At 68.3% G+C, this 26,479-nt stretch carries 27 protein-coding genes; 19 read left to right on the forward strand and 8 right to left on the reverse strand.

The window, feature by feature from the left end:
• Positions 1-14 precede the first annotated feature (14 nt).
• The gene (locus ASC79_RS14035; RefSeq protein WP_056017460.1) at positions 15-1,115 is read left to right on the forward strand and encodes an aromatic ring-hydroxylating dioxygenase subunit alpha; all 1,101 of its coding nucleotides are present in this window, start codon (positions 15-17) and stop codon (positions 1,113-1,115) included.
• Here the strand turns inward: ASC79_RS14035 and ASC79_RS14040 are convergent.
• Positions 1,098-2,111, reverse strand: coding sequence for a hypothetical protein (locus tag ASC79_RS14040; RefSeq protein WP_056017463.1), 1,014 nt, complete (start codon positions 2,109-2,111; stop codon positions 1,098-1,100). The genes ASC79_RS14035 and ASC79_RS14040 overlap by 18 nt on opposite strands.
• A 79-nt stretch (positions 2,112-2,190) precedes the next feature.
• Here ASC79_RS14040 and ASC79_RS14045 point away from each other — a divergent pair, with 79 nt between their 5' ends.
• Positions 2,191-2,973: an alpha/beta fold hydrolase gene (locus ASC79_RS14045; RefSeq protein WP_056017466.1), complete on the forward strand. Its 783-nt coding sequence runs from the start codon at positions 2,191-2,193 to the stop codon at positions 2,971-2,973.
• Here ASC79_RS14045 and ASC79_RS14050 read toward each other — a convergent pair.
• Entirely contained in the window at positions 2,970-3,602 is a 633-nt protein-coding gene (locus tag ASC79_RS14050) for a glutathione S-transferase family protein (RefSeq protein WP_056017469.1), read from the reverse strand. The two genes, ASC79_RS14045 and ASC79_RS14050, sit on opposite strands and share 4 nt — an antisense overlap.
• Positions 3,603-3,677: 75 nt before the next feature.
• Here ASC79_RS14050 and ASC79_RS14055 point away from each other — a divergent pair, with 75 nt between their 5' ends.
• From ASC79_RS14055 to ASC79_RS14080, 5 genes are all read left to right on the forward strand, one after another.
• Positions 3,678-5,318 (forward strand): acyl-CoA dehydrogenase family protein, encoded by a 1,641-nt coding sequence (locus ASC79_RS14055; RefSeq protein WP_056017472.1) that lies wholly within the window; start codon positions 3,678-3,680, stop codon positions 5,316-5,318.
• A gap of 712 nt (positions 5,319-6,030) precedes the next feature.
• Positions 6,031-6,684 carry a TetR/AcrR family transcriptional regulator gene (locus ASC79_RS14065; protein ID WP_056017480.1) on the forward strand — a complete coding sequence of 218 codons (654 nt, stop codon included), beginning with the start codon at positions 6,031-6,033 and terminating at the stop codon, positions 6,682-6,684.
• Positions 6,685-6,878: 194 nt separating this feature from the next.
• Complete coding sequence (locus tag ASC79_RS14070) at positions 6,879-7,496, forward strand: TetR/AcrR family transcriptional regulator (RefSeq protein WP_056017483.1); 618 nt, start codon at positions 6,879-6,881, stop codon at positions 7,494-7,496.
• 33 nt (positions 7,497-7,529) lie between these two features.
• On the forward strand, positions 7,530-7,733 hold the full coding sequence (locus tag ASC79_RS14075; RefSeq protein WP_056017486.1) for a twin transmembrane helix small protein: 204 nt from the start codon (positions 7,530-7,532) through the stop codon (positions 7,731-7,733).
• Position 7,734: 1 nt separating this feature from the next.
• Positions 7,735-8,298, forward strand: coding sequence for a cob(I)yrinic acid a,c-diamide adenosyltransferase (locus tag ASC79_RS14080; protein WP_056017489.1), 564 nt, complete (start codon positions 7,735-7,737; stop codon positions 8,296-8,298).
• Here ASC79_RS14080 and ASC79_RS14085 read toward each other — a convergent pair.
• Positions 8,295-8,576: a hypothetical protein gene (locus ASC79_RS14085; RefSeq protein WP_056017492.1), complete on the reverse strand. Its 282-nt coding sequence runs from the start codon at positions 8,574-8,576 to the stop codon at positions 8,295-8,297. The genes ASC79_RS14080 and ASC79_RS14085 overlap by 4 nt on opposite strands.
• Before the next feature lie 159 nt (positions 8,577-8,735).
• Here ASC79_RS14085 and ASC79_RS14090 point away from each other — a divergent pair, with 159 nt between their 5' ends.
• Positions 8,736-9,482: an electron transfer flavoprotein subunit beta/FixA family protein gene (locus tag ASC79_RS14090; protein ID WP_056017495.1), complete on the forward strand. Its 747-nt coding sequence runs from the start codon at positions 8,736-8,738 to the stop codon at positions 9,480-9,482.
• Entirely contained in the window at positions 9,482-10,426 is a 945-nt protein-coding gene (locus tag ASC79_RS14095) for an electron transfer flavoprotein subunit alpha/FixB family protein (RefSeq protein WP_056017499.1), read from the forward strand. Before ASC79_RS14090 ends, ASC79_RS14095 begins: the two co-directional genes overlap by 1 nt.
• An 83-nt stretch (positions 10,427-10,509) precedes the next feature.
• Here ASC79_RS14095 and ASC79_RS14100 read toward each other — a convergent pair whose 3' ends face one another.
• The gene (locus ASC79_RS14100; RefSeq protein WP_056017502.1) at positions 10,510-10,875 is read right to left on the reverse strand and encodes a hypothetical protein; all 366 of its coding nucleotides are present in this window, start codon (positions 10,873-10,875) and stop codon (positions 10,510-10,512) included.
• 124 nt (positions 10,876-10,999) lie between these two features.
• On the opposite strand from ASC79_RS14100, the gene ASC79_RS14105 reads away from it, so the two are divergent.
• The 6 genes from ASC79_RS14105 (at position 11,000) to ASC79_RS14130 (ending at position 16,613) form a co-directional block, all read left to right on the forward strand.
• Positions 11,000-11,878 (forward strand): LysR substrate-binding domain-containing protein, encoded by an 879-nt coding sequence (locus tag ASC79_RS14105; RefSeq protein WP_056017505.1) that lies wholly within the window; start codon positions 11,000-11,002, stop codon positions 11,876-11,878.
• A 133-nt stretch (positions 11,879-12,011) separates the two neighbouring features.
• A complete protein-coding gene (locus ASC79_RS14110; RefSeq protein ID WP_056017508.1) occupies positions 12,012-12,890 on the forward strand; it encodes a 3-hydroxybutyryl-CoA dehydrogenase in 879 nt (292 codons plus the stop codon).
• Between the two features lie 101 nt (positions 12,891-12,991).
• Positions 12,992-14,293: an EAL domain-containing protein gene (locus ASC79_RS14115; RefSeq protein WP_082532112.1), complete on the forward strand. Its 1,302-nt coding sequence runs from the start codon at positions 12,992-12,994 to the stop codon at positions 14,291-14,293.
• Between the two features lie 46 nt (positions 14,294-14,339).
• Positions 14,340-15,203, forward strand: a complete 864-nt coding sequence (locus ASC79_RS14120) for a TIGR01459 family HAD-type hydrolase (RefSeq protein ID WP_056017511.1) — start codon at positions 14,340-14,342, stop codon at positions 15,201-15,203.
• A 41-nt stretch (positions 15,204-15,244) separates the two neighbouring features.
• Positions 15,245-15,673: a MaoC family dehydratase gene (locus ASC79_RS14125; RefSeq protein ID WP_056017514.1), complete on the forward strand. Its 429-nt coding sequence runs from the start codon at positions 15,245-15,247 to the stop codon at positions 15,671-15,673.
• A gap of 4 nt (positions 15,674-15,677) precedes the next feature.
• Positions 15,678-16,613: a bifunctional riboflavin kinase/FAD synthetase gene (locus tag ASC79_RS14130; RefSeq protein ID WP_056017517.1), complete on the forward strand. Its 936-nt coding sequence runs from the start codon at positions 15,678-15,680 to the stop codon at positions 16,611-16,613.
• Positions 16,614-16,772: 159 nt separating this feature from the next.
• Here the strand turns inward: ASC79_RS14130 and ASC79_RS14135 are convergent, their stop codons facing one another.
• Entirely contained in the window at positions 16,773-17,165 is a 393-nt protein-coding gene (locus ASC79_RS14135) for a GreA/GreB family elongation factor (RefSeq protein WP_056017520.1), read from the reverse strand.
• A 588-nt stretch (positions 17,166-17,753) separates the two neighbouring features.
• Between ASC79_RS14135 and ileS the strand changes: the two genes are divergently transcribed.
• The 3 genes from ileS to ASC79_RS14150 all read left to right on the forward strand — a co-directional run bounded on the left by ileS (position 17,754) and on the right by ASC79_RS14150 (position 21,867).
• Positions 17,754-20,666, forward strand: coding sequence for an isoleucine--tRNA ligase (gene ileS, locus ASC79_RS14140; protein ID WP_056017522.1), 2,913 nt, complete (start codon positions 17,754-17,756; stop codon positions 20,664-20,666).
• Between the two features lie 66 nt (positions 20,667-20,732).
• Complete coding sequence (gene lspA / locus ASC79_RS14145) at positions 20,733-21,218, forward strand: signal peptidase II (protein WP_235528669.1); 486 nt, start codon at positions 20,733-20,735, stop codon at positions 21,216-21,218.
• 79 nt (positions 21,219-21,297) lie between these two features.
• Positions 21,298-21,867 carry a DUF3035 domain-containing protein gene (locus ASC79_RS14150; protein WP_056017528.1) on the forward strand — a complete coding sequence of 190 codons (570 nt, stop codon included), beginning with the start codon at positions 21,298-21,300 and terminating at the stop codon, positions 21,865-21,867.
• Positions 21,868-21,904: 37 nt separating this feature from the next.
• On the opposite strand, the gene ASC79_RS14155 is transcribed toward ASC79_RS14150, so the two are convergent.
• The gene (locus tag ASC79_RS14155; protein WP_162244295.1) at positions 21,905-22,900 is read right to left on the reverse strand and encodes a TraB/GumN family protein; all 996 of its coding nucleotides are present in this window, start codon (positions 22,898-22,900) and stop codon (positions 21,905-21,907) included.
• A 64-nt stretch (positions 22,901-22,964) separates the two neighbouring features.
• Between ASC79_RS14155 and mutL the strand changes: the two genes are divergently transcribed.
• On the forward strand, positions 22,965-24,839 hold the full coding sequence (mutL, locus tag ASC79_RS14160) for a DNA mismatch repair endonuclease MutL (protein ID WP_056017534.1): 1,875 nt from the start codon (positions 22,965-22,967) through the stop codon (positions 24,837-24,839).
• 4 nt (positions 24,840-24,843) lie between these two features.
• Here the strand turns inward: mutL and ASC79_RS14165 are convergent, their stop codons facing one another.
• Positions 24,844-25,425 carry a GDYXXLXY domain-containing protein gene (locus tag ASC79_RS14165; protein ID WP_056017537.1) on the reverse strand — a complete coding sequence of 194 codons (582 nt, stop codon included), beginning with the start codon at positions 25,423-25,425 and terminating at the stop codon, positions 24,844-24,846.
• A complete protein-coding gene (locus ASC79_RS14170) occupies positions 25,422-26,471 on the reverse strand; it encodes a DUF2157 domain-containing protein (protein ID WP_056017539.1) in 1,050 nt (349 codons plus the stop codon). Before ASC79_RS14170 ends, ASC79_RS14165 begins: the two co-directional genes overlap by 4 nt.
• Between the last annotated feature and the right edge of the window lie 8 nt (positions 26,472-26,479).

Genomic DNA, 26,479 nt, shown 5'->3' on the forward strand with positions numbered 1-26,479 from the left:
GGTAGAAGGCGCCCATGCCCGACGGCGACGCAAAAACCACACCCACCGCCGACACCAAGTTCGGTCGCGGCTTCCTGCACGACATCTGGTACTTCGCCGCCCTCTCGGGGGACCTGAAGTCCGGAAAGCTGCAACGCTACGAGATCCTCGGGGAACCGATCCTGCTGGGCCGTGACCGGGCCGGGAAGGTCTATGCGCTCAAGGACATCTGCCCCCACCGCGCCGCGCCGCTGTCGGCCGGCAAGCTGACCCGCGAGGCCGACGGCGCCGAGAGCGTCGAGTGCCCCTATCACGGCTGGCGGTTCAAGACCGACGGCGCCTGCGCGGCGATCCCCTCGCTGGTCGACGACCAGGCGATGGACGTCAGCCGCATCCGCGTCCGCAACTATCCGGCCGCCGAGAGCCAGGGCCTGGTGTTCGTCTGGATCAGTTCGGACCCGCGTTTCTCCGGCGAACCGACCGAGCCGCCGCCGGTGTTCCCCGGCGTAGTCGGCGGCGGCCCCAAGCTGGTCGACCGCATGGACTTCGACGCCCACATCGACCACGCGGTCGTCGGGCTGATGGACCCGGCCCACGGCCCGTATGTGCATCAGCAATGGTGGTGGCGCTCGACCAAGAGCCAGCACGAGAAGGCCAAGAAGTTCGAGCCGCGCGAGCAGGGCTTCTCCATGGTCCGCCACGAGCCGAGCAAGAACAGCCGCGCCTACGCGATCCTGGGCGGCGAACCGCTGACCGAGATCACCTTCCGCATTCCGGGCCTGCGCTGGGAGCATGTGACCGTCGGCAAGCGCCAGGTGCTGTCGCTGACCTGCCTGACGCCGATCAGCGAGGGCAAGACGCGGATCACCCAGATCGTCTGGTCCGACCACCCGGCCTTCCTGGTGCTGAAGCCGTTCATCGCCGCCGGCGCGCGGGCGTTCCTGCGCCAGGACGGCGACATGGTGAACCTGCAGAACGAGGGCCTGCGCTACGATCCCTCGCTGCTTTGGATCGACGACGCCGACCGCCAGGCCAAGTGGTATCAGCAGTTGAAGCGCGAATGGACCGCCAGCCGCAAGGCGGGCCGGCCGTTCGAGAACCCGGTGGAGGCCGCGACCCTACGCTGGCGCAGCTAGGCGCAAGGGCGGCGGCGCAGGCGCCGTCAGCTTCAGGTCGTCGATGGCGATGGGCGCAAAGCCGCGCCCGACATCCCAGTCGAGCCGCCCGCCCAACGCGGTGAGCGTCGAGACCGGCTCCATGCGGCGCAGGTCCATCGACGTCAGCTGCTGGTGCGTCAGGCGCAGATGCACGATCGGCTGCTGTTCGGTCTCGCCGCGCCCCTTGGGCGAAGGCAGGCAGCACCGCGCCAGGACCTCGATCCGGTCGATCGGGACCACTGACATCACTTCCTGCCCGACCCGCAGCGCCACCGAGCAAACATGGGTCAGCTGCATCTCGCGGCGAGCGCCGGGCGAGATCATGGCGTGGACGCTGCGGCCGGCGTCGTCGAGGCCGATGCTCTCGTCGGGCAGTGCGTCCAACTCCAGCACGTCGATGTGGACGACCAGCCGTCCGGGTCCAGGCATGTCCACCGCCAGCCCTTCCAGGATCAGCTGCAGCTCTGGCAACGGCAAATGTGCCTTGAGCGCGGCCTCGATCGCCGGGAACTCCAGCGCCGTGATCGCCGCGGCGAGGCCGACGTCGAGATTGTGCAGGTCGGCGTTCCGCTTGGCGCGAGCATAGAGCTCGGCGTCCTTCTTGGCGGCTTCCAGCACCCTGGCGGTCAGGGCGCGGCGGCGATCGGCCTGAAGGCCCAGCAAGCCGTCGATCACCCCGGGTCGGTAATTGGCCAGCGCCCGCCGGGCCTTCTTTTCCAGGGCGTGGGCGCGCACGGACGGCTCGACCGGACCCACCTCGCCGATCTTCGCCCAGTCGCGGCGCTCGTACTTCTGGCAATGGGCGCGAGTGAGTTGCTCGAACAGAACCGCATAGCGCGCCGCCAGCTCGGGGGCGGAGCTGCGCCGGGCGGTCGAACGCTCCTTGCGCTCGCGCTCCCGCAGGGCTTTCTTGGTCGCGCGGTCGACCCGGCTCATCGTAGCGATGATCGTCGTTGGCCCGCCTTGAGCGTCCATTTTCTTCCCCCCTATGGCTTTTCGCCTTTTATGTTTCCAGTAGACATCTGCGTTCGCTAATTATTCCCTTAAGGAAATCATGGGCTTCACAACCAGCGACGGCTTCACGATCAGCTATGACGACATCGCGCCCGACAACTACGAACGCGCCATCCTGCTGGTCCACGGCTTCACCTCGAACCGCAACGAGGGCTGGAAGCGGACGGGCTGGTACGCCGCGCTCGAGCGGCGACGTTTCCGGGTCATCGCCGTCGATCAGCGCGGCCACGGCGCCAGCGGCAAGGCTCACGAACCGCAGGCCTATCTACGTGAGAACCTGGCTCGCGACGTCGTCGAGTTGATGGACCATCTGGGCGTCAATCGCGTCGACCTCTTCGGCTATTCGATGGGCGCGCGCGTGGCCGCCGCCGCCGCCCTGGCCGCGCCGCACCGGTTCTCGAACCTGATCCTGGGCGGGGTCGGCGACAAGATGCTGAGCGAACGCCCGTCGGATCGGGGCGAGGTGATGGCCCAGGCCATGCTGGCCGACGATCCCGAGACCATCACCGAGCCGTTCCTCAAGAGCTTCCGACAGTTCGCCGACGAGCAGGGCGAGGACCGCCAGGCGCTGGCGGCCTTCGTCCGCGCGGTGAACCCGCCGCTGGACACCGACGGCTTCGCCGCCCTGCCGATGCCGGTGTTGGTCGTCGCCGGACAACGCGAGACCAACGGCGATCCGGAAGTGCTCGCCCAGGCGTTCGGCGACGGCCGGGGCGTCGTCATCCCCGGCTGCGACCACTTCTCGGCCATTCCGCACGCCCTGACCAAGGCGGCGGTGTTCGACTTCATCGACGGGGTGCTGGACGACCCCTGGGCGCGTTAGTCCTTGGGGCCGAGGTTGTAGGGGCCGCCCTTGGCCAGCGCCTTGCGATAGGCAGGACGCGCCTGGAACCGGCGCACCCACGCGGCGACGTTCGGATAGGTCTCGAACAGCCCGAACGCGCCGGCCACCTCGCCGACGAAGCTCATCTGGATGTCGGCGGCGCTCAGCTCCGAGCCCATCAGGTAGTCGCGGCCGGCCAGAGCGCTGTCGACATAGCCGAGGTGATTGGCGATCTCGCCCTGGATGCGGGGATGCAGCGGCGCACCGGCCTCGCCCAGACGGGCGACGTACATGTTCAGCATCAGCGGCAGCATGGCCGAGCCTTCGGCGTAGTGCAGCCATTGCTGGTGGGCTTCGTGGTCTGGCGTGCCGACCGGCGGCGCCAGGCGCCCCGCGCCATGGTGGCGCAGGATGTAGTCGATGATTGCGCCGGATTCGGCGATCGTGGCGCCGTCTTCGGTGACCACCGGCGACTTGCCGAGCGGATGGACGGCGGTCAGCTCGGGCGGCGCGAGCCGGGTCGTGGCGTCGCGCTGATAGGCCTTGATCTCGTAGGGAAGCTCCAGCTCCTCCAGCAGCCAGAGAATGCGCTGCGAGCGCGAGTCGTTGAGGTGATGGACGACGATCATGGCGCTTTCTCCGGTTTGCCCCTGGCGTAGCGTCAGCGGTGACGGGCGGCAAGCTTGCCCTATAGTCGAGCCGCCATGATCCTTACGAACCTTCCCGGCCTGCTGGCCGACGCCGCGGACGCCGCCGAGACCCATGTCGCCGAAGCCCGCAGGGCGGTGGCGGCCCTCGTCGTCCAGGACGGACGCCTCGATCGGGGGGCGCTCGACGAAGAGCAGCACGTCGCCCATGGCCTGGCCTGGGCGGCCGCCTACGCCGAGACCTTGCGGCAGACCGCGGCCTGGGCCGCCGCGCTGGACGCCGAAGGCCGGCTGAGCGAGGCCGAGGCCCTGCCTGCCCAGCTCCTGGCCTTCGAGTACCTAAGCCAGCTGGCCGGCGGATTGCCGATGAACCAGGGCGAGACCTTCCGCCCAGGCGACCTTGGCCTGGACGCCGCGCAGCTGACGCCCGTCATCGCCCGCCTCGCGCCGGGAGCGTCGCAGGCGGTGAAGACCCGCATCGTCGAGCTGCTTGAGGCCACCCGCGGGCGGCCCTCGCTGGAGGCCAGCGGCCTGGACGAAACGCTGGAGCACATCCGCGACCAGTTCCACGCCTTTGCGGACGAAAAGATCGTCCCGTTCGCCCATGGCTGGCACCTGCGCGACGAGCTGATCCCGCTGCCGCTGATCGACGAACTGGCGGCGCTAGGCGTCTTCGGCCTGACGGCGCCGGAGGCGTATGGCGGCTCGGGCCTCGGCAAGGTCGCCATGTGCGTGGTGTCCGAGGCGCTGTCGCGGGGCTGGATCGGGACCGGCTCGCTGGGAACCCGCTCGGAGATCGCCGCCGAGCTGATCCTGGCCCACGGCACCGACGAGCAGAAGCAGCGCTTCCTGCCGGCCATCGCCAGCGGGGAGATCATTCCGACCGCCGTCTTCACCGAGCCGGAAGCGGGCTCCGACCTTGGCTCCCTACGGACCCGCGCGGAGCGCCAGGGCGACGCCTGGAAAGTCACCGGCGCCAAGACCTGGATCACCCACGCCGCCCGCGCCGATCTGATGACCTTGCTGGTCCGCACCGATGCGGGCTCCAAGGACCATCGCGGCCTGTCGATGTTCCTGGCCGAGAAACCCCGCGGGACCGCCGCCGATCCCTTCCCCGCCGCCGGCATGGGCGGCGGCGAAATCGGGGTGATCGGCTATCGCGGCATGAAGGAATACGAGATCGCCTTCGACGGCTTCAGCGTCCAGCACGACCGTTTGCTGGGCGGCCAGGAGGGCCAGGGCTTCGTCCAGTTGATGGTCACGTTCGAGAGCGCCCGCATCCAGACCGCCGCCCGCGCCATCGGGGTCGCGCAGTCGGCGCTGGACCTGGCGGTGGAATATGCGATCGGCCGCAGGCAGTTCGGGCGTCCGATCTCAGACTTCCCGCGGGTGGCCAACAAGCTGGCCATGATGGCTGCCGAGTTGCTTGGTGCGCGCCGCCTCACCTGGTTCGCCGCACGCGCCAAGGACGAGGGCCGCCGCTGCGACCTGGAGGCCGGAATGGCCAAGCTGGTCGCCGCGCGCATCGCCTGGGCCTGCGCCGACAACGCCGTACAGATCCATGGCGGGACCGGCTTTGCGACCGAGCAGCCGGTCAGCAGGGTGCTGGCCGACGCCCGGATCCTCAACATTTTCGAGGGCGCCGGCGAGATCCAGGCCCAGGTCATCGCCCGACGCATCCTGGAAGGCGCGAACTGATCCCGGTGTTATTTTGGCGGTCCGCATGCCAATATAGCGACGCGCGATGTCTACACGATTTCTTGATTGCTATTGGCCCGCGCCGCTGTCGTTCAATTTACGCCGTCCATTACTGACTCAAGCCTTGGACAGCTGTCCAACTTGACCTGGACGCCGGCCTTCGGCCCGCACAAATAATGCGGCGACGAGGTGGGGTTTCTCTCCCCACGAGCGTCTTGGGTGCATGCACCCAACATGGGCCATACCAGAACGCCCACAATGCACGCCGTTGTCCGAGCGCGCTCAGCGAGTCTCGATCTTTGTGGCTGTCGGGAGCCCGACGCCAGGTTTGTGGAATTCAGTGAAAAACGCCGGTCTGCGACGCTGCGCCACACGGCAAAGCCTAGTCCGCCACGCTACATGCACCTTACGCACTCGCATCGCGGAACGAGTTCGCTGAACGCACTCAACCAAACCCTTCGCTTGGACGCGCCGTGTCGAAGGGCTAAGAGGAATTTGTGGTCATGACGACCTGCGACACCGCCGCCCTTCCCCCCGCGGGCGGCAAACTAGCCGTAGAAAACCCGAGCCGACTCCTGGCTGACCTGCGCGACGCCGCCCTGACGGGGCTGCACCCCGCGCGGCAAGCCGCCGAGCGGATCGCAAAGGTAGTGAAAGAGTATTGCGTAGAGTTCGAACAGCCGACGGCGATGGCTACGGCGAGGATCGCCCGATGAAACACGTTTCCAGCAATATCGAAGTCACCGGCGAAGCCCAGGTCCGAGTTCCGACCCGCCGCGCCCTGGCCAAGCAACAGACCCGCGCCAAGGTTCTGGCCGCCGCGCGCCGCCTGTTCTCAGAGTCGGGCTATGAAGGCGCGACCATCCGGGACATCGCCGCCGAGGCCGGCATGTCGACCGGCGCCGTGTTCGCCAACTTCACGGACAAGTCCGACCTGTTCCGCGAGATCATGGTCGCGGACATGGAAGCCCTGGTCGACGCCATGCGTGACGGCGTAGCCCGCGGCCGCGGGGTCGACGACACCCTGTTGAAGCTCTTCGTGGCCGGCTACGCCTTCTACAAGAGCCGCCTGCCCCTGGCCCGCGCCGCCTTCGGCATCTCGTGGATGCCCGAGCAAGGCCAGGAACTGCGCGACCTCGCCCCGGTGCAGATTCTGCAGGAACTCTTCACCGAGCAACTGAACCTGGGCGTCGAGCGTGGCGAACTTTCGCAAGAAGCCGAAGTGAAGCTGCGCAGCCAGATGCTGTTCGACTGCTACCTGGCCAACTTCCAGGAAGCGATCTTCGGCGGCTGGAGCCTCGAAGCTCTGCAGGCGAAGTCGAAAGACCAGATCCGCGTGATCCTGGCCGGCGCCCGCCGCGGCTGATCGCACGTTTAGACTTATAAAGGCGAGATCTGCCGCCGACATGGCAGGTCTCGCCTTTGCTTTGCCTGAACAGTTTCAGGCTTCTGCTCCGCGGCGAACTGTCGCATCGTTCCACATGAAGCATTTCTGGCGCGGGATTCGCCCTAAGCACTTCGCGGGGAGCTTGCACGACAGATGCAGGCTGGGGGGAACACTTGAGCGTACGTAAGTCCCAGAAGGAGGCGACGCGTCAGCGCGTGCTCGACGCCGCCCGAGAACTGTTTGAGACCAAGGGCTTCGACGCCACCACCGTCCGCGAAATCGCCAGCATGGCCGCGGTTTCGGTCGGCAGCGTATTCACGACTTTCTCGTCCAAGAGCGACATCCTCAGTCAAGTCATGGCCGACCGGCTGGACGCGCTCTATGCCGAACTCGACCGTCTGGTGCCGCACCTGCGCGGGTCGACCCCCGACCGCCTGCGCTCGATCTTCGCGATCCACTACGCCTTCGAGACCCGGCGCACGCGGCTGTTCCTGGCCCACATCGCTGCGGCCTACAACTGGACGCTCACCCCCTCGAGCCGCCCGTATGGCCGCAATCAGCGGCTGAGGCTGGTGATCCGCGATTGCCTGACCGAGGGTGTGACCCGGGGAGACGTGGATCCGGCCACGGACCTGGAGATCGTCGTCGACGCGCTGATGGCGTCCTATGCCTGGACCTATCGCCTGGCCGCCTGGGAAGACGCCGACGCCGAGACCATGAGCAAGGTGATGGACCGCCACATCGGCCTGATCGCCAGTGGTTTTCGCCCGCCGACGCCAGCGAACCAATAGGCTCGGCGGCTTGCTTTCGGCTAAGATCGCGGCATGAACATCTTCACCTACCTGATCCCGATCAGCCTCGCGGCGGTGACCATCACCCTGTTCATCGGCCTCTTTGCGCTGTTTCGCGGCGGCGATTTCGGCCGCTCCTATTCGAACAAGCTGATGCGCCTGCGCGTGGCGCTGCAGGCGGTGGCCATCGCCGTGCTGGTCCTGGCCGTGTGGTGGCGCGCCAAGTCCGGCGGCTGACGTGGTCACGCTCAACAAGATCTACACGCGCTCCGGCGACGCCGGTTCGACGCGGCTGGCGACCGGCCAGTCGGTGTCCAAGGCCTCGCTACGCGTTGAGGCCTATGGCGCGGTCGACGAGGCCAATGCATGCCTGGGCATGGCCCGGCTTCACACGACCGGCGAATTCGACGCCATGCTGGCCAGGGTGCAGAATGAGATGTTCGACCTGGGCGCGGACCTCGCTATGCCGCCGCGTGAGGGCGAGACCCACACCCTGCGCATGGTCCAGTCGCAGATCGACCGGCTGGAGCGTGAAATCGACGCGATGAATGCAGAGCTGCCGCCGCTCGCCTCGTTCATCCTGCCCGGCGGCACGCCGGCGGCCGCGAACCTGCATCTGGCGCGTACGGTGGCGCGACGGGCCGAACGCATCGCCGTGGCCCTCGTCGAGGCCGGCGAGACCGTCGGCCCCGAGGCGATGAAATATCTGAACCGGCTTTCGGACTTCCTGTTCGTGGCCGCGCGGCACGCGAACGACCAGGGCCGCGCCGAGGTCTTCTGGCAGTCCGGCGCGACCCGTTAGGGCTCGGTCTTCGCCGTCGGAGCCTTCTCGGCCCGGGCCTTCTGGGCGTCGGCCTCAGCCGCGGCGCGGGTCTTGTCGTCCTTGATCACCCGGCCGGTGATGTCGGAGATCAGGATCGGGCGCGCGCAGGTGCGGCTGCGCCAATCCCACCAGTCGCCCGCCTCTTCGCACTTCTGGCCGGGCCATGCCCAGCCGACGTGATAGACGAGCGTTCCGGCGCTCAGAATGACGAAAAGGCCGAGGAAGATCAGCTTCAGCCGGTCGATTATGCGTGTCATGGCGTGCTTCTAGTCTTCACTTGAGAGGCCTGCTAGCGGCTTCGTTCGCCGAAATTGCGGCGAACTGTGATCCCTCGCCGACTTGCAATGCTCGGCGGAACCGTTATGCCGCATCCGACCGAATTTTTCGCAAAAACAAATTTGAGGCGCTAGCTACCCATGAAGGTGTTGGTCCCGGTCAAACGGGTGATCGATTCAAACGTCAAGGCCAGGGTTAAGTCCGACCAATCGGGCGTCGACCTCGCCAATGTGAAGATGTCCATCAATCCCTTCTGCGAGATCGCAGTCGAGGAAGCCGTGCGCCTGAAGGAAAAGGGCACCGCGAGCGAAGTGGTGGTCATTTCCATCGGCCCGGCCCAAGCTCAGGAAACCCTGCGTCAAGCGCTGGCCATGGGCGCCGACCGCGCCGTGCTGCTCCAGACCGATCAGGACCTGGAACCGCTGGAAGTGGCCAAGGTGCTCAAGGCGGCGATCGCCGAAGAGAACCCGAACGTGGTGATCATGGGCAAGCAGGCCATCGACGGCGACAACAACGCCACCGGCCAGATGCTCGCCGCGATCCTCGATTGGCCGCAGGCGACCTTCGCCTCGGCGATCGAGCTGTCGGCCGACACCGCCAAGGTGACCCGTGAAGTCGACGGCGGCCTGCAGACCATCGAGGTCGGCCTGCCCGCCATCATCACCGCGGACCTGCGCCTGAACGAACCGCGCTACGCTTCGCTGCCGAACATCATGAAGGCGAAGAAGAAGCCGCTGGACGTCAAGGAAGCCGCCTCGCTGGGCGTCGACCTGAAGCCGCACCTGAAGGTCCTGAAGGTCACCGAGCCTGCGAAGCGCTCGGCCGGCATCAAGGTTGAAACCGCCGGCGACCTGGTCGCCAACCTGAAGACCGCGGGGGTGCTCTAATGGCTGTTCTCGTCATCGCCGATCACGACAACGCGTCGCTGAAGGACTCCACCAACAAGACCATCACCGCCGCCCTCGCCCTGTCGGGCGACGTCGACGTGCTGGTCGCCGGCAAGGACGCCAAGGCCGCGGCTGACGCCGCCGCCAAGGTCGCCGGCGTGCGCAAGGTGCTGTTGGCCGAAAGCGACGAGCTGGGCCAAGGCCTGGCCGAAGCCGTCGAAGCCACCGTCGTTCCGCTGATGGGCGGCTACGACGCGGTCCTGACCCCGGCCACCTCGCAGGGCAAGAACTTCAGCCCGCGCATCGCCGCCAAGCTGGACGTCGCGCAGATCTCGGAAATCGTCGAAGTGGTCAGCAACGACACCTTCGTGCGCCCGATCTACGCCGGCAACGCGCTGGAAACCGTCCAGTCCTCGGACGGCAAGAAGGTCATCACCGTGCGCGCCACCGCCTTCAAGGCGGCCGGCGAAGGCGGCTCGGCCTCGGTTGAGAACGTCGCCGCCGGCGCCGTCTCCACCAAGGTGAAGTTCGTCGACCAGCAACTGGTGAAGTCGGCCCGCCCGGAACTGGCCGGCGCCAAGATCGTCGTCTCCGGCGGTCGCGCCATGGGTTCGGCCGAAGAGTTCCAGAAGGTCATCGAGCCGCTCGCCGACAAGCTCGGCGCGGCCGTCGGCGCCTCGCGCGCCGCGGTGGACGCCGGCTACGCCCCGAACGACTACCAGGTCGGCCAGACCGGCAAGGTCGTGGCTCCGGAGCTGTACATCGCCGTCGGCATTTCCGGCGCGATCCAGCACCTGGCCGGGATGAAGGACTCCAAGGTCATCGTCGCGATCAACAAGGACGGCGACGCGCCGATCTTCCAGGTCGCCGACTTCGGCCTGGTCGCGGACTACAAGACCGCGGTGCCGGAACTGATGGACGCCCTGACCGCGGCCGGCAAGTAAACCGACCAAGGTTCCAGGAACCAGACGATCAAGGGGCGGCCCCGCAAGGGACCGCCCCTTTTTCACGCCTGCCGCCAGTGGGGCTAGCGGGTGGCGACGGCCGATGCGGCCTCGCCGAGGGTGAGGGTGAGTTCGCGGCCGACCAGGTCGACCGGGGCCGCCTCGGTGCGAAGATTCTTCAAGGCCGCGACGATCTGATCGTCGAGTTCGGCCGAACCGCTGGAGCGGGCGATCCGCACGCCGCTCAGGCGGTCGGCCTGGACCCGGCCGCGGATGGCGAAGCTCTTGCCGGCAAGATCGAGATTGCGCTCGGTCAGGCGTTCGCCGACGTCGGTCGTCGCCGAAGCGACGTAGCGCTGCACGTCGGCAGGCCCCGCCGCGGCGGTCGAGAAGGGAGCTACGGCGAGCAGCAGGCCGGCCGCGCTCAGCACGAGAAGCTGGGCTTTCATCTGGGGTTGTCCTGGGTTTTCATCGTTGGGAGGAGCGGCGCCGCCCGCTTGATATGCCCTCGCCAGGCGTCGCCGACGAACGATCAATATTGCTCCAGGTTGTGAGCCGAGCTAACAACCATCCATGACCCGCCTACCGCCGTTCTTCGCGCTTCGCGCCCTGGCCGCCGCGGCGCGCCGCCGCAGCTACAGCCGCGCGGCCGAGGAATTGGCGGTGACCCACGGCGCCGTCAGCCAGCAGATCCGCAAGCTGGAGGCCGAGCTCGGGGCCCGACTGTTCGTCCGCCAGGGCAACGCCATGGTCCCGACCCCGGCCGCCGAACGGCTGGCCAGAGAGGTCGAGCGCGCCATGGGAGTGCTGCAGGCCGGCGTCGCCGCGTTCCGCGACGCGGCCGACCATGACCCGCTGGTCGTCAGCCTGGACCCGCAGCTCGCCGCCCGCTGGCTGCCGGCGCGCCTGCCGCGGCTGATGTCGGAGCCGGCGGGCGCGAATGTCGACTTCATCGCCGAGGAGCGGATGGCCGACTTCGTCACCGACGGGGTCGATGTCGGCGTTCGTTACGGCCTGGCCCAGGAGCCTGGCCTGGAGAAGGCGCTGCTGCTGCACGAGCGCCTGTTCCCGGTGGCGAGCCCTACCCTCGCCGCAGCGCACGACATCCAGTCGCCGGAGGACCTGCTGAAGGCGCCGCTGCTGCGCAGCCGGCACCGTCCCTGGAAGGTCTGGTTCTCGGCTTTCGGGCTGGAGGATCCCGGCGGCGGCCTTGAGTTCGAGGATTCGATCATGCTGCTGGAATCGGCCATCCAGGGCATGGGCGTGGCCCTCGCCCGGGGCGCGCTGGTGGAGCAAGACCTGGCCAATGGGCGGCTGGTGCAGGTGCTGCCGCACGCCATCAACAACGAGTTCGCGTTCTACATGGCCTGGCGCGGGGACAACCCGAAACTCCACCGGATACACGCATTGCGCGACTGGCTGACAGCTGAGGCCGCAAGGTCCCAGCCCTGAATCCCTGATCCGCCAACGGGCTACGCTGCGTCGCAGCAAAAGCCTTGGCTAGGGCGCCGTTCCGCATGTTAGAAACCCGTCGCAAACGAGCGCGCAGGGGAGTGCGCCCGTGTCATTCGAGGCTTATTTCGGCATGGTTCAGATTAAGTCGGTCGGCATCATCGGCGCGGGTCAAATGGGAGCGGGCATCGCTCATGTCTGCGCCCTGGCCGGATATGACGTGCTGCTCCACGACGTCAGCGAAGACCGCATCATCGCGGGCCGCTCGCTGATCGAGCGGAACCTGAGCCGCCAGGTCGTGAAGGGCGCGATCGCCCAGGACGCCATGGACGAGGCGATGGCGCGCATCAAGCCGGCGCCGGAACTGCAGACCATCGGCACGACCGACCTGGCCATCGAGGCGGCCACCGAGAACGAAGAGGTCAAGAAGACCATCTTCAAGGCGCTGACGCCTCACCTCGGCCCGGACACCATCCTCGCCTCCAACACCTCCTCGATCTCGATCACCCGCCTGGGCGCGGCGTCGGATCGCCCCGAACGCTTCATCGGCCTGCACTTCATGAACCCGGTGCCGCTGATGAACCTCGTGGAGATCATCCGCGGCATAGCGACGGACGCGGCGACCTACGAGAACGCTGTCAACTTCGCCAAGTCGCTGGGCAAGACCACCGCCAACGCCGAGGACTTCCCCGCCTTCATCGTCAACCGGATCCTGGTGCCGATGATCAACGAGGCGATCTACACCCTCTACGAGGGGGTCGGCACCGTCGACGCCATCGACACGGCGCTGAAGCTGGGCGCCAACCACCCGATGGGCCCGCTGGAACTGGGCGACTTCATCGGCCTCGACACCGTGCTGTCGATCATGAATGTGCTCTACGAAGGCCTGGCCGACTCCAAGTACCGCCCCTGCCCGCTGCTGGTGAAGTACGTCGAGGCCGGCTGGCTGGGCCGCAAGGCCGGCCGCGGCTTCTACGATTATCGCGGCGAGAAGCCCGTCCCGACCCGGTAATCGACCGGCGAACGCTTCAGAACTGTGAAGCGTTCGTTAATCCATTCGACTTGTCGACCCGACGCACCCGATAATCCAAGCGATTCGGATTCTGCGGGCTCATGCGACAGTTCACCTCGGTGGCGCTCTCGGCCACCTACCTCTGTCTAGCGCTGATCGTCGCCCTGCTGCTGTGGCGGAACGGGGGCGGCTGGGCGGCTGGCGTCGCGGCCTTGGTCGGCGGCCTGGGCCTGTGCTTCGCCGTGCACGGGCTGATCCTGCAATCGCTGAAGCTGCGCAGCATGCGCAAGGAACTCGACGCCGTGCGCGAGGCGCAGCGCGTCATGCTCTCGCAGATGGAGCAGGTCGACGCCCGGATGACCGAAGTCGCCGAGGCGGTCAGCGACGACGCCGGCCGCTCCGAGGCCCTCGAAGGCGAAGTGCACATGCTGGAAGACCTGGTCCAACGCATGGGCCAGCGCCTGGAAGAGCGCGGGTCGACCAGCCACGCCCGCCAGGAACCGAACCTGCGCCGTCACCAGTCGGCCGCCCTGCTCGACACCGTGCGCGAGGCGCTGGCCGAGAACCGGGTGGACCTCTACCTGCAGCCGGTGGTCGGACTGCCTCAGCGCCGGACGGTCTTCTACGAAAGCTATTCGCGCCTGCGCGACGCCACCGGCCGGGTGATGATGCCGGCGGAGTATCTGACCGTGGCCGAGCCCGAGGGGCTGGTCACCTCGATCGACAACCTGCTGCTGTTCCGTTGCGTGCAGATCGTGCGCCGCCTGGCCAAGCAGGACCGCAAGGTCGGGATCTTCTGCAACATCTCCACCTCCAGCCTGGCTGACGAGAGCTTCTTCCCGCAGTTCCTGGACCTGCTGGCCGCCAACCGCGACCTGTCGGGCGCGCTGATCTTTGAACTGGGCCAGGCCGCGTTCGACGCCCGCGGCTCGGTCGAGGCCCGCAACATGGGCAAGCTGGCCGACCTCGGCTTCCGCTTCTCGCTGGACAAGGTCACCAACCTCGACATCGACTTCCAGGACCTCGCCCGCTCGGACGTCAAGTTCCTCAAGATCGCTGCGCCGTTCCTGCTGGACGAACTGGCGGAGACCGACGAGGGCCTGATCCTCCGCTCGCTGCCTGATCTGGCGGCCCAGGACTTCGCCTCGCTCACCCGCCGCTACGGCGTCGAGATCGTCGCCGAGAAGGTCGAGAGCGAGCGCCAGATCGTCGACATCCTCGAGCTCGACATCGCCTATGGCCAGGGCCACCTGTTCGGCGAGCCGCGCGCCATCCGCGACGCGGTCCTGGCCGAGGCCGACGGTCCGGTCGCCGATCCGGCGCCAAAGAGCGAGCCTCCGCTGCGCACGCGAGGCGGGGTCGGCGTGCTCGCCCGTCGGCACGCCGCCGCCACCCGGATCTGACGCACCGCATTGACCGGCGGGCCGGCGACCGTTACCGCCGCAAGCCATGACCGCGCCTGTTCCGATCTCCGGCCTGTCGGCCGTCGCCGACCGCTATGACGTTCTGCTCTCCGATGTCTGGGGCGTGATCCACAACGGACGCGAGAGCTTCCGCGACGCCTGCGCGGCGCTGGCCCGCTGGCGCGCCGAGCGCGGCCCGGTGATCCTGATCTCCAACGCGCCGCGCCCGTCCAGCGCCGTCCACTCTCAGCTCGACCAGCTGGGCGTGCCGCGCGAAGCATGGTCGGCCTTCATTTCCTCGGGCGATGCGACCCGCATCCTCCTAAGCGGCCGTGCGCCCGGTCCGGCCTGGGCCATCGGCCCGGAGAAGGACTCGACGCTGTACGATGGGCTCGATCTGGCCTTCGCCGGCCCGGAGGACGCCGCCTTCATCTCGTGCACCGGCCCCTATGACGACGACGTCGAAGGGCCCGACGACTACGAGGAGCGCTTCAAGATCGCCCTCGCCCGCAAGCTGCCGATGATCTGCGCCAACCCCGACATCGTCGTCCAGAAGGGCGACCGCCTGATCTATTGCGGCGGGGCGCTGGCCCAGCGTTACGAGCAGATGGGCGGCGAGGTGATCATGGCCGGCAAACCGCATGCGCCGATCTACGACCTCTGCCTGACCGAGGCGCAGATGCTGCTCGGCCGTCCGCTGGACCGGGCGCGGGTCCTGTGCATCGGCGACGCCGTCGCAACCGACGCCAAGGGCGCCAATGACCAGGGCCTGGACGTGCTGTTCGTGGCCAGCGGCATCCATGGGGCCGAGACCATCGGGCCAGGCGGAGTCGACGCCCAGGCGGTCGAGGCGCTGCTGGCGAAAGACGGCGCGCGGGCGACCTACGCGATCGCCGATCTGGCGTGGTGAGCAAAAGCCGCTAACTAGAGGCCGTGAGAGGGAGCGCGCGCGTGCAGGGGCTTTACTTCGAGGACTTGAGCGTCGGCCAGAGCGCCGAGACGACCAAGATCGTTGGCGCCGCCGATGTCGAGGCGTTCGCGGCCGTGTCGGGCGACACCAACCCGGTCCACCTGGACGAGGCCTACGCCCTCACCACCCCGTTCCAGGGGCGGATCGCCCACGGCATGCTGTCGGCCGCCTATATCTCCGCGGTGCTGGGCACCAAGCTGCCAGGGCCGGGCGCGATCTACATGACCCAGTCGCTGCGCTTCCGCCGGCCGGTGAAGATCGGCGACCCCGTCGTCACCCGCGTGACCGTCCAGGCTCTGGACGAGCGGCGGGGCTACGTCACCCTGAGCACGCTCTGCCAGGTGGACGGCAAGACCGTGGTCGACGGCGAGGCCGTGGTCGTGGCGCCCCGCCGCCCGAAGGACGCCTGAGACCATGCGGATCGTCCACGGCTGGAAGGGGCTCGACGAGGCCGACAAGGGCGCGTCCGTCGCGCTCGGCAATTTCGACGGCGTGCACCGCGGCCACCAGCGGGTGATCGCCGAAGCCGCCAAGGCCGCCCAGGCGCTGAAGGCCCCGCTGGGGGTGATCAGTTTCGAGCCGCACCCGCGCCAGATTTTCCAGCCCGACGCCCCGACCTTCCGGATCATGGACACCGACCAGCAGGCCCGTGCGCTGGCGGCGCTGGGCGTCGATGTCTTCTATGTCCTGCCCTTCGACCGCGAGATGGCGAACCTGACCGACCGCGAGTTCGCCACCCAGGTGCTGCACGAGGGCCTGGGCGTGCGCCACGTGGCCGTCGGCTTCGACATCTCGTTCGGCAAGGGCCGCACCGGCAGCCCGGAGTTGATGGCCGCTTACGGGCGCGAACTGGGCTTCTCGGTCTCTGTCGCCGAAGCGCTGGGCGACGGCGCGGAGAAGTTCTCCTCCACCGGCGTGCGCGCGGCCCTGCGCGACGGTCGCCCGCAGGACGCGGCCGCGATCCTTGGGCGACCGTTCGCCATCGAGGGCGCGGTCGAGCACGGCCGCAAGCTGGGCCGCACGATCGGCTTCCCGACCGCCAATGTCGCGTTGACCGACTACGTGATCCCCAAGCTCGGAGTCTACGCCACCCGCACGCGGCTGCCGGACGGGCGCGAGATCGCCGGCGTCGCCAATATCGGCGTCAATCCGACCGTGCCGGGCGAAATCGCCCCCCGGCTGGAGGTCTGGTTGTTCGACTTCGACGAAGACCTCTACGACCAGGTCATCGAGACCGACCTGGTCGCCTATCTGCGACCCGAAGAGAAGTTCGACAGCCTCGAGACCATGATCGAACAGATCCGCGCTGACGCCGCCCAGGCCCGCGCGCTGCTGCTGCCGGAATTCTAGGCCGGGCCCGGCGAAAGGTGTCATCCCGGAAAGCGCGCAGCGCTTGTCCGGGACCCATTCGCGCTGGACGGGGCGAATGGGTGCGGACGAGCCAAGTTCTGATCCATCCGGTGTTCATGGGTCCCGGTCTTGCTGCGCAAACCGGGATGACAGCTGGGCTCAATCCTCGATCGACAGCACCTCGATCTCGCGGACGCGCTCGTCGGAGCCTTCCCAGCGGAAGACGTCGCCGACCGACAGGCCGATCAGGGCCGCGCCGATCGGGGCCAGCACCGAGATGCGGTTTTCGTCCACGTTCGCCTCGCCCGGCAGGCCGACCCGCACGGTGCGGTCGCGGTTGAGGGCCAGGTCCCGGTAAGTGACCTTCGAGCCCAGGCGCACGAACTTCGAGCGGCGATCGGTGTCGGGCACGATGGCGAACCGCTCCAGTTCCTCCAGCAGCAGGCTGGCTCCGGGCATGGGCGAGCGCGAGGCGCTGCCGATCGCGGTCAGTTTTTCAAAGTCGGCTTCAGTCGCCCGCACCTTGGGGCGGGCCTTGGTCTTCACAGCCATGATTGGCTCCTTGTCTGGTTTCAGGCCGCGCTGGGCGGCGTGTCGTCGTCTGGATCGGGATGCACAGGCGGCTCGCGCCGCCGCGGGAAGGCGATCACCTTCTCCGTCACGGGATCCGAATTCTGGGCAGGGGAAAGTACACCCGCAGTATCTGCGGGCGGCGGCCTACGATTTTGCATGTCACGATGCTCCCCGCGGCGGAACGCCACGGCTGAAAAGCTAGTGATCAGGATTTCGGATGCAGCATCCCCGAACTCTCGGCGCGCAGCCGCTATGAGTTCGGGGCTAGTCTCCTTCGACTAGGCGTCCCGCATGGTGCGCTCGGCGCGGCATGTTCATGCAAATACACATCCTGATCCGATCCTGACCGCCCCGGGTCTGGATGTCAAATCGCCGCCAGCGGGCCGCCGCCGCCCGGCAAAGGGGCTCGCGCCCATCGGCGCCCTCTGCTACAGCCCGGGGCATGACTTCGGTTCGGAAAACCCCGCGAATTATTCGCCCGGCGTGACGCCGCCGGACGATCGCTCCAGCGCGCGCCGGGTTCCACCCGCTCAAGTCCCCAAGTTCCGAGCCAAGCTGGAAAGTCCCATGGCCGACGACGTCGAAAAGCCTTCGCGCGACTATCGCGAAACCGTCTTCCTCCCGGAAACCCCGTTCCCGATGCGTGCGGGCCTGCCGCAGAAGGAGCCGGAAATCCTGGACCGCTGGGCGAAGGCCGACCTCTACAACACCATCCGCGCCGAGCGGCAGCGCGCCGGCGCGCCGCTGTTCGTGCTGCACGACGGTCCGCCCTATGCCAACGGCGCCATCCACATCGGCCACGCCCTGCAGAAGACCCTGAAGGACTTCGTGGTCCGCTCGCGCTTCCTGCTTGGCTACGACGTCGACTACGTGCCGGGCTGGGACTGCCACGGCCTGCCCATCGAGTGGCAGATCGAGAAGGAACTGAAGGAAAAGGGACGCCGCAAGGACGAGGTCTCCAAGGCCGAGTTCCGCGCCCGGTGCCGCGAGTACGCCGCCCACTGGATCGACGTGCAGCGCGATGGCTTCAAGCGGCTGGGCGTGATCGGCGACTGGGAGCACCGCTACGCGACCATGGACTATTCGAGCGAGGCCGCGATCGTGGCCGAGTTCCACAAGTTCGTGGCCTCGGGCCAGCTCTATCGCGGCTCCAAGCCGGTGATGTGGAGCCCGGTCGAGCGCACCGCCCTGGCCGACGCCGAGGTCGAGTACCACGACCACGTCTCGCCGACGATCTGGGTGAAGTTCCCGGTCGTCGAGGGCAGCGACGCCGCCCGCGGGGCCAGCGTGGTGATCTGGACCACAACGCCCTGGACCATCCCCGCCAACCGGGCGATCAGCTATTCGGACTCGGTCGACTACGCCGTCTTCCAGGTCGAGGCCATGGAAGAGGGGCTGGAGTTCGAGCCTTGGGCCAAGGCCGGCGACAAGCTGATCCTCGCCGACAAGCTGGCCGACGACGTGTTCAAGGCCGCCAAGATCGCCAAGTGGCGCAGGATCGAAGCCATCGATCCGCAAGGCATGGTCTGCGAGCACCCGCTGCACGCCCTCGACGCCCACTATGCGTTCCAGGTGCCGCTGCTGGACGGCGACCACGTGACCGACGACGCCGGCACCGGCTTCGTCCACACCGCGCCCGGCCACGGCGCCGACGACTACCTGGTGTGGCTGGCCCACGGCCATCGCGACATCCCCGACACCGTCGATCCGGACGGGGCCTACTATCCGCACGTGCCGCTGTTCGCGGGCCTCAAGGTGCTGGAGACCGAGGGCAAGAAGGCCGGAAAGTTCGGCCCGGCCAACGGCGCGGTCATGGAAAAGCTGATCGAGGCCGGCGGCCTGCTGGCCCGCGGCCGGATGGAGCACTCCTATCCGCACTCGTGGCGCTCCAAGGCGCCGGTGATCTTCCGCAACACGCCGCAGTGGTTCATCCGCATGGACGAGCCGGTCGACACCCCCGAGCTGGGCGGCCGCACCCTGCGCGAGACGGCGCTGGAAGCCATCGAGGCGACGGCCTTCTATCCGGCCGGCGGCAAGAACCGCATCCGCTCGATGGTCGAGAGCCGCCCGGACTGGCTGATCAGCCGTCAGCGCGCCTGGGGCGCGCCGCTGGCCATGTTCGTCGACAAGGAGACCAACCAGCCGCTGCACGATCCGCAGGTCGACCAGCGCATCATCGAGGCGATCAAGGCCGAGGGCGCCGACGCCTGGTTCAACCGCCCGGTCACCGACTTCCTCGGCGCGCACGATCCCGAGCGCTACGAGAAGATCGACGACATCCTGGACGTCTGGTTCGACTCCGGGTCGACCCACGCCTTCACGCTGGAGAATCGCGAGCACACCCGGTGGCCGGCGGATCTCTACCTCGAGGGCTCCGACCAGCACCGCGGCTGGTTCCAGTCCTCGCTGCTGGAAAGCTCCGGCACCCGCGGCCGCGCCCCCTACGACGCCATCCTCACCCACGGTTTCACCATGGATGAGAACGGCGAGAAGATGTCGAAGTCCAAGGGCAACGTCGTCGACCCGCAGGCGGTGATCCGCGAGTCCGGGGCCGAGATCATCCGCCTCTGGGCGGCGATGATCGACTATTCCGACGACAGCCGCATCGGCAAGACGGTGCTGCAGACGACGTCCGACGCCTATCGCAAGCTGCGCAACACCGTCCGCTACATGCTGGGCGCCCTGGCCGACTATGCGCCCGACGAGGCGGTCGAGCTGGAGCAGATGCCGCCGCTGGAGCGCTTCATCCTGCACCGCCTGTGGGAATTGGACGCCCAGGTGCGAGCCGGTTACGAGGGCTATGTCTTCCAGGACGTGATCCGGCCGATCATCGAATTCTGCCAGAACGAGCTCAGCTCGCTGTTCTTCGACATCCGCCGCGACAGCCTCTATTGCGACCGCCCCGACGCTCTCCGCCGCCGCGCCGCGCGCACGGTGATGGAAGCGGTGTTCGAGCGGATCACCGCCTGGCTGGCCCCGCTGATGCCGTTCACGATGGAAGAGGCCTGGACCACCCGCTATCCGGACACCCACTCCAACTGCCTGCGGCAGATCCCGGCGACCCCGGCCGAGTGGCGCAACGACGCGGAGGCCGAGCGCTGGGCCAAGGTGCAGCAGGTGACCTCGGTGGTCACCGGCGCGCTGGAAGTCGAGCGCCGTGAAAAGCGCATGGGCGCGGCCCTGGAAGCGGCGCCCCGCGTACATGTGACCGACGCCGAACTGCTGGCCGCCTTCGAAGGCCTGGACGCCGCCGAAGTGTTCCGCACCAGCCAGGCCGCCCTGGTCCAGGGCGAGGGTCCGGCCGGCGCCTTCCGCCTAGCCGAGGTTCCCGGCGTCGCCGTCGAGCCGCTGAAGGCCGAGGGACGCAAGTGCGCCCGCTCCTGGCGGATCCTGCCGGAAGTGGGTTCCGATCCGCGATATCCCGACCTGTCGCTGCGTGACGCTGACGCGGTGGCCGCCTGGGACGCTGCGCGGGCTTGAGCCTGACCGCAGGATAAACCACAGTTCCGGTCGCTCCAGCGGGGCGACCGGAAAATGGGAGCACCCTTGAAGTCCATCTCCAAACTCGGCCTGGCGGCCTACGGTCTGGCCGCCTTCGTGATCCTGGCCGACCAGTTGTCGAAGTACTGGATCCTCTACGTCTACGATCTGCCGTCACGGTTCTCGACGCCGATCGCGGGCCCGTTCTCACTGACCATGGTGTGGAATCGCGGCGTCAGCTTCGGGCTGTTCCGCGCAGACGCCGATCTTGCGCGCTGGCTTCTGACCATCTTCTCGATCGGCGTGGCCATCGCCCTGGCGATCTGGGTGCGCAAGACCGATCGGCCGCTCCTGAGCCTCGGGCTGGGCTTGGTGATCGGGGGTGCGATCGGCAACGCCATCGACCGCATTCGCTTCGGCGCGGTGGTCGATTTCCTGGATTTCCAACGCCTCGGGTTCTTCCCGTGGGTGTTCAACGTCGCCGACAGCGCCATCACTGTCGGGGTCGTCTTCTTGTTGCTTGATTCCCTGCGTAAGGAATCGGCTGCTTAATCGCGTTGGCGGGTATGCCCGTATGCGCTATTTACCCACCCTTCACCGCCGGGGGGCGGCTTTCGGAGACTCAAAGTTGATGCGTCTGAACCGTGTGCTCGTCGCGTCCGCCCTCGTTGCGGCGACCGGCCTTGGCCTCGCAGGCTGCAATTCCACCCGGAACGCCCTGGGCATGACCAAGGTCACTCCCGACGAATTCCGGGTCGTATCCAAGGCGCCGCTGGTGGTGCCGCCGGAATACGCCCTGCGCCCGCCAGCGCCCGGCGAACCGCGCCCGCAGGAACTGCAGCCGGAAAGCGCCGCGCGTAACGCCCTGCTTGGCGCGCGCGAAGCCCAAGCGCGCTCGGACGGCGAGAAGCTGCTGGTCGCCAAGGCCGGCGCCGACAAGGCCGACCCGCTGATCCGCTATGTGGTCGACGACGAGACCGGCGCGCTGGCGCACAAGGACAAGTCGTTCTCCGACAAGGTGATGTTCTGGAAGCCGGGCGAGCCCACCTCCAGCGCAGCCGTCGTGGCCGCCGCGGGCGACAATGTTCCGGCTCCGGTCGATCCGGCCGCGGAAGAGGCCAAGGTCAAGGGCCTGACCGGCGGCGCGCCCGTCGTCATCTCCCGCGAGAAGCAGACCCGCATCAAGTTGCCGGGCCTCTAGGCAGCCGCCTCGAACGCTCCCCCTCGCGGGGGAGCATTCACTCCCCTGTGTCCTCGTCGCCGGGCGTCTTCACCTCGTAGCCTTTGGCGCGAAGTTGATCGAGCACGCCGCCCTGAGCCAGCAGGGTGCGCAGCGGCGCGACCGCGATGGCGTGACCGGGCGTCTTCAGCGCCGCCTCGATGTCCTTGGCCAGGTCGCCCTTCACCCTTGCGTCGAAAGTCTGCGCGCCCGGCGTGACGGCGATGCAGCGCTCATAACTGCGCTCGGCGCCCAGCGCCCCGGCCACATCGCCCTGGGCCCAGGCGCGCGAAGCGGCCAAGGTGCGGCCCGGCCCGGCCTCGATCTCTCCCATCACCTCGTCCAGGCAGGCGGCGCCTGCCGCCTTCGTGGTGCGGGTCACCGCCCCCAGCAACGGCCCCAGGTCATAGGAGCGCTGGACGACCTTAACCCCGCCGCGTTGGGCGAGCAGCTTGATCAGCTTGGTCGGATCGGCGGTCGTGAGGCTCTCCTTCTCGCGATAGTCGTCCGTCAGCATCAGGGCCGCGGCCAGCGGATGCTTGGTCTTGTAGTGGTCGGCCGGCTGCCCGAGCCTGTTGCGTACGGCCACGAAGCGCTCCCGGGCGGCGGGATCGAGACTGTCCTCGAACGGCTTGCCGGACTTCAGGCGCAGGTAGCTGATCGCCGCGCCCGGGGCGCCGGCCAACTTCACCTTCAGGCCCGTGAACGGCAGGATCACCGCATTGGCGCCCTCGAGGCGGCGGTTGAACTGCAACTGGTCCCATTGCTGGCGCTTGGGCGCGACGGTCGGTGCGCCGAGCACGTAGACCGTCGAGGTTCCGTTCGAGACGCGCCACCAGGCCGGTCCAGGCAGGCGCGCGGTGACCACGAGTTCGTCGACCAGCGTCTCGTTGGGATCGAAGACTCCGGCCGGCAGTTGCGCGCTGGGGGTCAGGGGAACCTGGGCCAGGACCGGGGCGGGGGCCGCCGAAGCGAAGAGCGCGGCGGCAAGCGCCATGCGGAGGACACGTTTCATGGACCACCTTCCAGACTTGCCCCCCGGAATCGCCATATAGTGACGAGCTAACCGAAGCGTGACCATGACCATCCGCCGCCTTCCGCCCGAAACCGTGAACCGCATCGCCGCCGGCGAGGTGGTCGAGCGCCCTGCGAGCGCCATCAAGGAACTGGTGGAGAACGCGCTCGACGCCGGTTCGCGTTCCATCGAGGTGCAGGCCGACGGCGGCGGACTGACACGCATCCTGGTGGCCGACGACGGCTGCGGCCTGTCGGCGGACGAACTGGCCCTGGCCATCGAGCGCCACGCGACGTCAAAGCTCGCCCCGGACGACGCCGGCGACTACGACCTGCTGCACATCCACACCCTGGGCTTCCGCGGCGAGGCCCTGCCCTCCATAGGCTCAGTCGCGCGGCTGTCGATTTCCTCGCGGGCCAAGGGCCTGGCGGACGCCCATGCGATCCTGGTCGAAGGCGGCGCGGTCGGCGCGGTGACGCCCTCCGGCTTCCCGGGTCCGCATGGCGCGCGTGTCGAGGTGCGCGATCTGTTCTACGCCACTCCGGCGCGGCTGAAGTTCATGAAGTCCGAGCGCTCCGAAGCGCTGGCCATCGCCGACGAGATCAAGCGCCAGGCCATGGCGCACGAGGCGGTGTCCTTCGCCCTCGACCTCGACGGGCGCCGGACGCTGCGGCTGCCCGCCGAGAGCGCAGGCCCGGCCGGGCGGCTGGCGCGGCTGTCGTCGATCATGGGCCGGGAGTTCTCCGACAACGCGCTGGAGATCAACCACGAGCGCGAAGGCGTACGGCTGTCCGGTTTCGCTGGCCTTCCGACCTTCAACCGCGGCAACAGCGCCCATCAGTACCTGTTCGTGAACGGACGCCCGGTCCGTGACCGCCTGCTGCAGGGCGCGCTGCGCGGCGCCTATGCCGACTTCCTGGCCCGCGACCGCCATCCGCTGGTTGCGCTCTATCTCGACCTCGATCCCTCGCTGGTCGACGTCAACGTCCATCCCGCCAAGGCCGAGGTCCGGTTCCGAGACCCGGCGCTGGTGCGCGGGCTGATTGTCGGCGGGCTGCGCCACGCCCTGGCCGGCGCAGGCCACCGCGCGGCCACCACAGTCGCCAGCGACACCCTGGCCAACCTGCGCCCCGGCTGGTCGCCGCAGCCATCGTATCCGCCGCCTCAGCCCTCGGCCCAGGGCTTCTCTGCCTGGCAGGCCGGCGGCTGGGCGCCCGCCATCGCCGCCGCGACGCAGAACCTGCCCGGCCTCACCGAGGTCTCCGCCCGCGCCGAGCTCGCGTCCGACTGGACGCCCCAGACTTATGCCCCCGGCCTGCACGAAGCCCCAGCCCCGAGCGTGGTCTTCGATCCTGTCGACTTCCCGCTGGGCGCCGCCAGGGCGCAGGTGCACGAGACCTATATCGTCGCCCAGACCCGCGACGGCGTGGTGATCGTCGACCAGCACGCCGCCCACGAACGCCTCGTCTACGAACAGATGAAGGTGCAGATGGACGGCGGCGGGGTGTCCCGGCAGGTGCTGCTGCTGCCCGAGGTCGTCGAGCTGGATCCGGCCGAGGCCGAGCGCGTCGTCGCCCGCGCCGATGAACTGGAGGCGCTTGGCCTGGTGGTCGAATCCTTCGGTCCCGGCGCGGTGCTGGTGCGCGAGACCCCGGCCCTGCTGGGCGAGACGGACGTTTCGGGCCTGATCCGCGACATCGCCGACGACCTGTCGGAGAACGGCCAGGCCCTGGCGCTGAAGGAAAGGCTGGCCGAGGTCTGCGGGACCATGGCCTGCCACGGCTCGGTGCGGGCCGGGCGTCGGCTGACCGCGCCGGAAATGAACGCCCTGTTGCGCCAGATGGAGGCCACGCCCCATTCCGGCCAATGCAACCATGGCCGCCCCACCTATGTGGAGCTGAAGCTGGCCGACATCGAGCGCCTGTTCGGCCGCCGTTAGGGCCTCACCACCAGGTCAGGTCGGTGCGCTTGCCTCCGACAATGACGCCCTTGAGCCGCGCGCGGCCGTCCTGCCCCACCGACACCACCGCAAAGGCGCTCGCCTCGCCGGCGCGCCGCTCGCGCAGCGCCTTCTCGATGGCCAGGGCCTCGTCCTGGTCGGCGTGGAAGCGGTCGACGCCGATGTCCAGGGTCACCACGTCGGCGTCCGCACCTCCGAACGCCATGCGCGAGCAATGGACGCCGCCGCGGACCGCGACGTCGGCTCCCGCGTTCAGCACCGCCTGGCGGCTCGCCCCGGCGCCGGCGAAACGGTAGTGACCGGCGACCGGCTTCAATCCGATCCAGCGACCGCTCTCGAAGCTGGTCGGCTCGCGAGGGCAGGGTTGGCCCAGCGCCAGCTGTTGCGACAGCCGCAGCGCCACGTAGTGGCCGGTGAGCAGGTCGCGCGGATCGACCGCCTCCATGGGCAGCAAGACCTCTCGGCCGGCGGCCCGGGCGCCGTTCTCGCGCACGATCACGCCGACCAGGACGAGCACCAGGGCCAGCGCCGCGGCGATGATGCGTAGGGGCAGGCTGCGGATCATGCCTTGGCCCTCCGACGGGTCAGCCCGCCGGCCACCAGGGCGATCAAGGCGCAGGCCGCGAACAGGCCCGCAGCGGTCATCAGGCCAAGGCCGAGATCGAACAGGATAGCGCAGACGGCCGCGATCATCGAGACCACCCCCGCCGCTGTGACCATGCCCTGGCGATCATGCATCCCCAGCGCGATCACGCCGCCAGCGATCAGCAGCCAGGCGGCGCGGTGGGCGATCAGGTAGCCGCCCTTGAACTCGTCGAAGCCGGCGACGCCGTAGAAGACCATCGCGCCCCAGACGAACCACAGGAAGAAGATCACCGCCGTCCTGCGGTCGGACAGCTGCCGGGCCGCCCCAGCCAGGAGGGCCAGAACCGCAGCGCTGATCAGCAGGCTCGTCGCGCCCCATCGTTCGTACATCGAGATCAAGGCCACCAGGCCGACGACCAGCGCCAGGGCCGAGGCATGGGCCAGCGGCTTGGAATGCCATAGCCAGGCCAGGGCCATTCCGACCGGCGCGGCGAAGATCAGCCAGCGGCTCTCGCCGCCATCGAAGCGACCGGCGAACTCGCCGAATCCCAACAGCGCCAGCGCGACGACGCCGGCCGCGCTGGACCGGCCCGCGAGGGTCAGCAGGGCGGCCGCCAGTCCGGCGCTGCGCAGGGCGCGCTGAGGATCGCCGGCGATGTCGAAGATCTGGCCGGTCAGACCGATGGCCGCCGCATAGACCAGCGCCGCCACGGCCAGCAGGGTGTTGCTCAGCAGCGGCCGCTGCGCTCGCGCGGCCCAGGCGCCGCCGCCGGCGACCGCCAGGAAAAGCCCGACAATCAGCCCGAACCGCGGCAGTCGCGGGATCGCGCCCCAGTTGGCCGCGACGAAGGCGATCGCCGCCGCGCCCAGCAGCAGCGCGCCGATCACCGCCAGCGCCGCCGATGCGTCGACTCGACGCTCCTCGGACACACAATCCAGGATCGCCTGACGATTCTCCGCCGGAACCAGCCCGGCGGCGACCCACTCATCGACATCCTTCGTCAGCCGAGCCTTGTAGCCCGCCATTCACGCCT

Source organism: Phenylobacterium sp. Root1290 (assembly GCF_001425305.1).
GTDB lineage: Bacteria > Pseudomonadota > Alphaproteobacteria > Caulobacterales > Caulobacteraceae > Phenylobacterium.

What these genes read in the sequence shown, in the direction of transcription:
- ASC79_RS14035 (WP_056017460.1), top strand. Translation starts at nt 15, where the DNA reads ATGCCCGACGGCGACGCAAAAACCACACCCACCGCCGACACCAAGTTC.
- ASC79_RS14040 (WP_056017463.1), bottom strand. Translation starts at nt 2,111, where the DNA reads ATGGACGCTCAAGGCGGGCCAACGACGATCATCGCTACGATGAGCCGG.
- ASC79_RS14045 (WP_056017466.1), top strand. Translation starts at nt 2,191, where the DNA reads ATGGGCTTCACAACCAGCGACGGCTTCACGATCAGCTATGACGACATC.
- ASC79_RS14050 (WP_056017469.1), bottom strand. Translation starts at nt 3,602, where the DNA reads ATGATCGTCGTCCATCACCTCAACGACTCGCGCTCGCAGCGCATTCTC.
- ASC79_RS14055 (WP_056017472.1), top strand. Translation starts at nt 3,678, where the DNA reads ATGATCCTTACGAACCTTCCCGGCCTGCTGGCCGACGCCGCGGACGCC.
- ASC79_RS14065 (WP_056017480.1), top strand. Translation starts at nt 6,031, where the DNA reads ATGAAACACGTTTCCAGCAATATCGAAGTCACCGGCGAAGCCCAGGTC.
- ASC79_RS14075 (WP_056017486.1), top strand. Translation starts at nt 7,530, where the DNA reads ATGAACATCTTCACCTACCTGATCCCGATCAGCCTCGCGGCGGTGACC.
- ASC79_RS14085 (WP_056017492.1), bottom strand. Translation starts at nt 8,576, where the DNA reads ATGACACGCATAATCGACCGGCTGAAGCTGATCTTCCTCGGCCTTTTC.
- ASC79_RS14090 (WP_056017495.1), top strand. Translation starts at nt 8,736, where the DNA reads ATGAAGGTGTTGGTCCCGGTCAAACGGGTGATCGATTCAAACGTCAAG.
- ASC79_RS14095 (WP_056017499.1), top strand. Translation starts at nt 9,482, where the DNA reads ATGGCTGTTCTCGTCATCGCCGATCACGACAACGCGTCGCTGAAGGAC.
- ASC79_RS14100 (WP_056017502.1), bottom strand. Translation starts at nt 10,875, where the DNA reads ATGAAAGCCCAGCTTCTCGTGCTGAGCGCGGCCGGCCTGCTGCTCGCC.
- ASC79_RS14105 (WP_056017505.1), top strand. Translation starts at nt 11,000, where the DNA reads ATGACCCGCCTACCGCCGTTCTTCGCGCTTCGCGCCCTGGCCGCCGCG.
- ASC79_RS14110 (WP_056017508.1), top strand. Translation starts at nt 12,012, where the DNA reads ATGGTTCAGATTAAGTCGGTCGGCATCATCGGCGCGGGTCAAATGGGA.
- ASC79_RS14115 (WP_082532112.1), top strand. Translation starts at nt 12,992, where the DNA reads ATGCGACAGTTCACCTCGGTGGCGCTCTCGGCCACCTACCTCTGTCTA.
- ASC79_RS14120 (WP_056017511.1), top strand. Translation starts at nt 14,340, where the DNA reads ATGACCGCGCCTGTTCCGATCTCCGGCCTGTCGGCCGTCGCCGACCGC.
- ASC79_RS14130 (WP_056017517.1), top strand. Translation starts at nt 15,678, where the DNA reads ATGCGGATCGTCCACGGCTGGAAGGGGCTCGACGAGGCCGACAAGGGC.
- ASC79_RS14135 (WP_056017520.1), bottom strand. Translation starts at nt 17,165, where the DNA reads ATGGCTGTGAAGACCAAGGCCCGCCCCAAGGTGCGGGCGACTGAAGCC.
- ileS (WP_056017522.1), top strand. Translation starts at nt 17,754, where the DNA reads ATGGCCGACGACGTCGAAAAGCCTTCGCGCGACTATCGCGAAACCGTC.
- ASC79_RS14150 (WP_056017528.1), top strand. Translation starts at nt 21,298, where the DNA reads ATGCGTCTGAACCGTGTGCTCGTCGCGTCCGCCCTCGTTGCGGCGACC.
- ASC79_RS14155 (WP_162244295.1), bottom strand. Translation starts at nt 22,900, where the DNA reads ATGAAACGTGTCCTCCGCATGGCGCTTGCCGCCGCGCTCTTCGCTTCG.
- mutL (WP_056017534.1), top strand. Translation starts at nt 22,965, where the DNA reads ATGACCATCCGCCGCCTTCCGCCCGAAACCGTGAACCGCATCGCCGCC.
- ASC79_RS14165 (WP_056017537.1), bottom strand. Translation starts at nt 25,425, where the DNA reads ATGATCCGCAGCCTGCCCCTACGCATCATCGCCGCGGCGCTGGCCCTG.
- ASC79_RS14170 (WP_056017539.1), bottom strand. Translation starts at nt 26,471, where the DNA reads ATGGCGGGCTACAAGGCTCGGCTGACGAAGGATGTCGATGAGTGGGTC.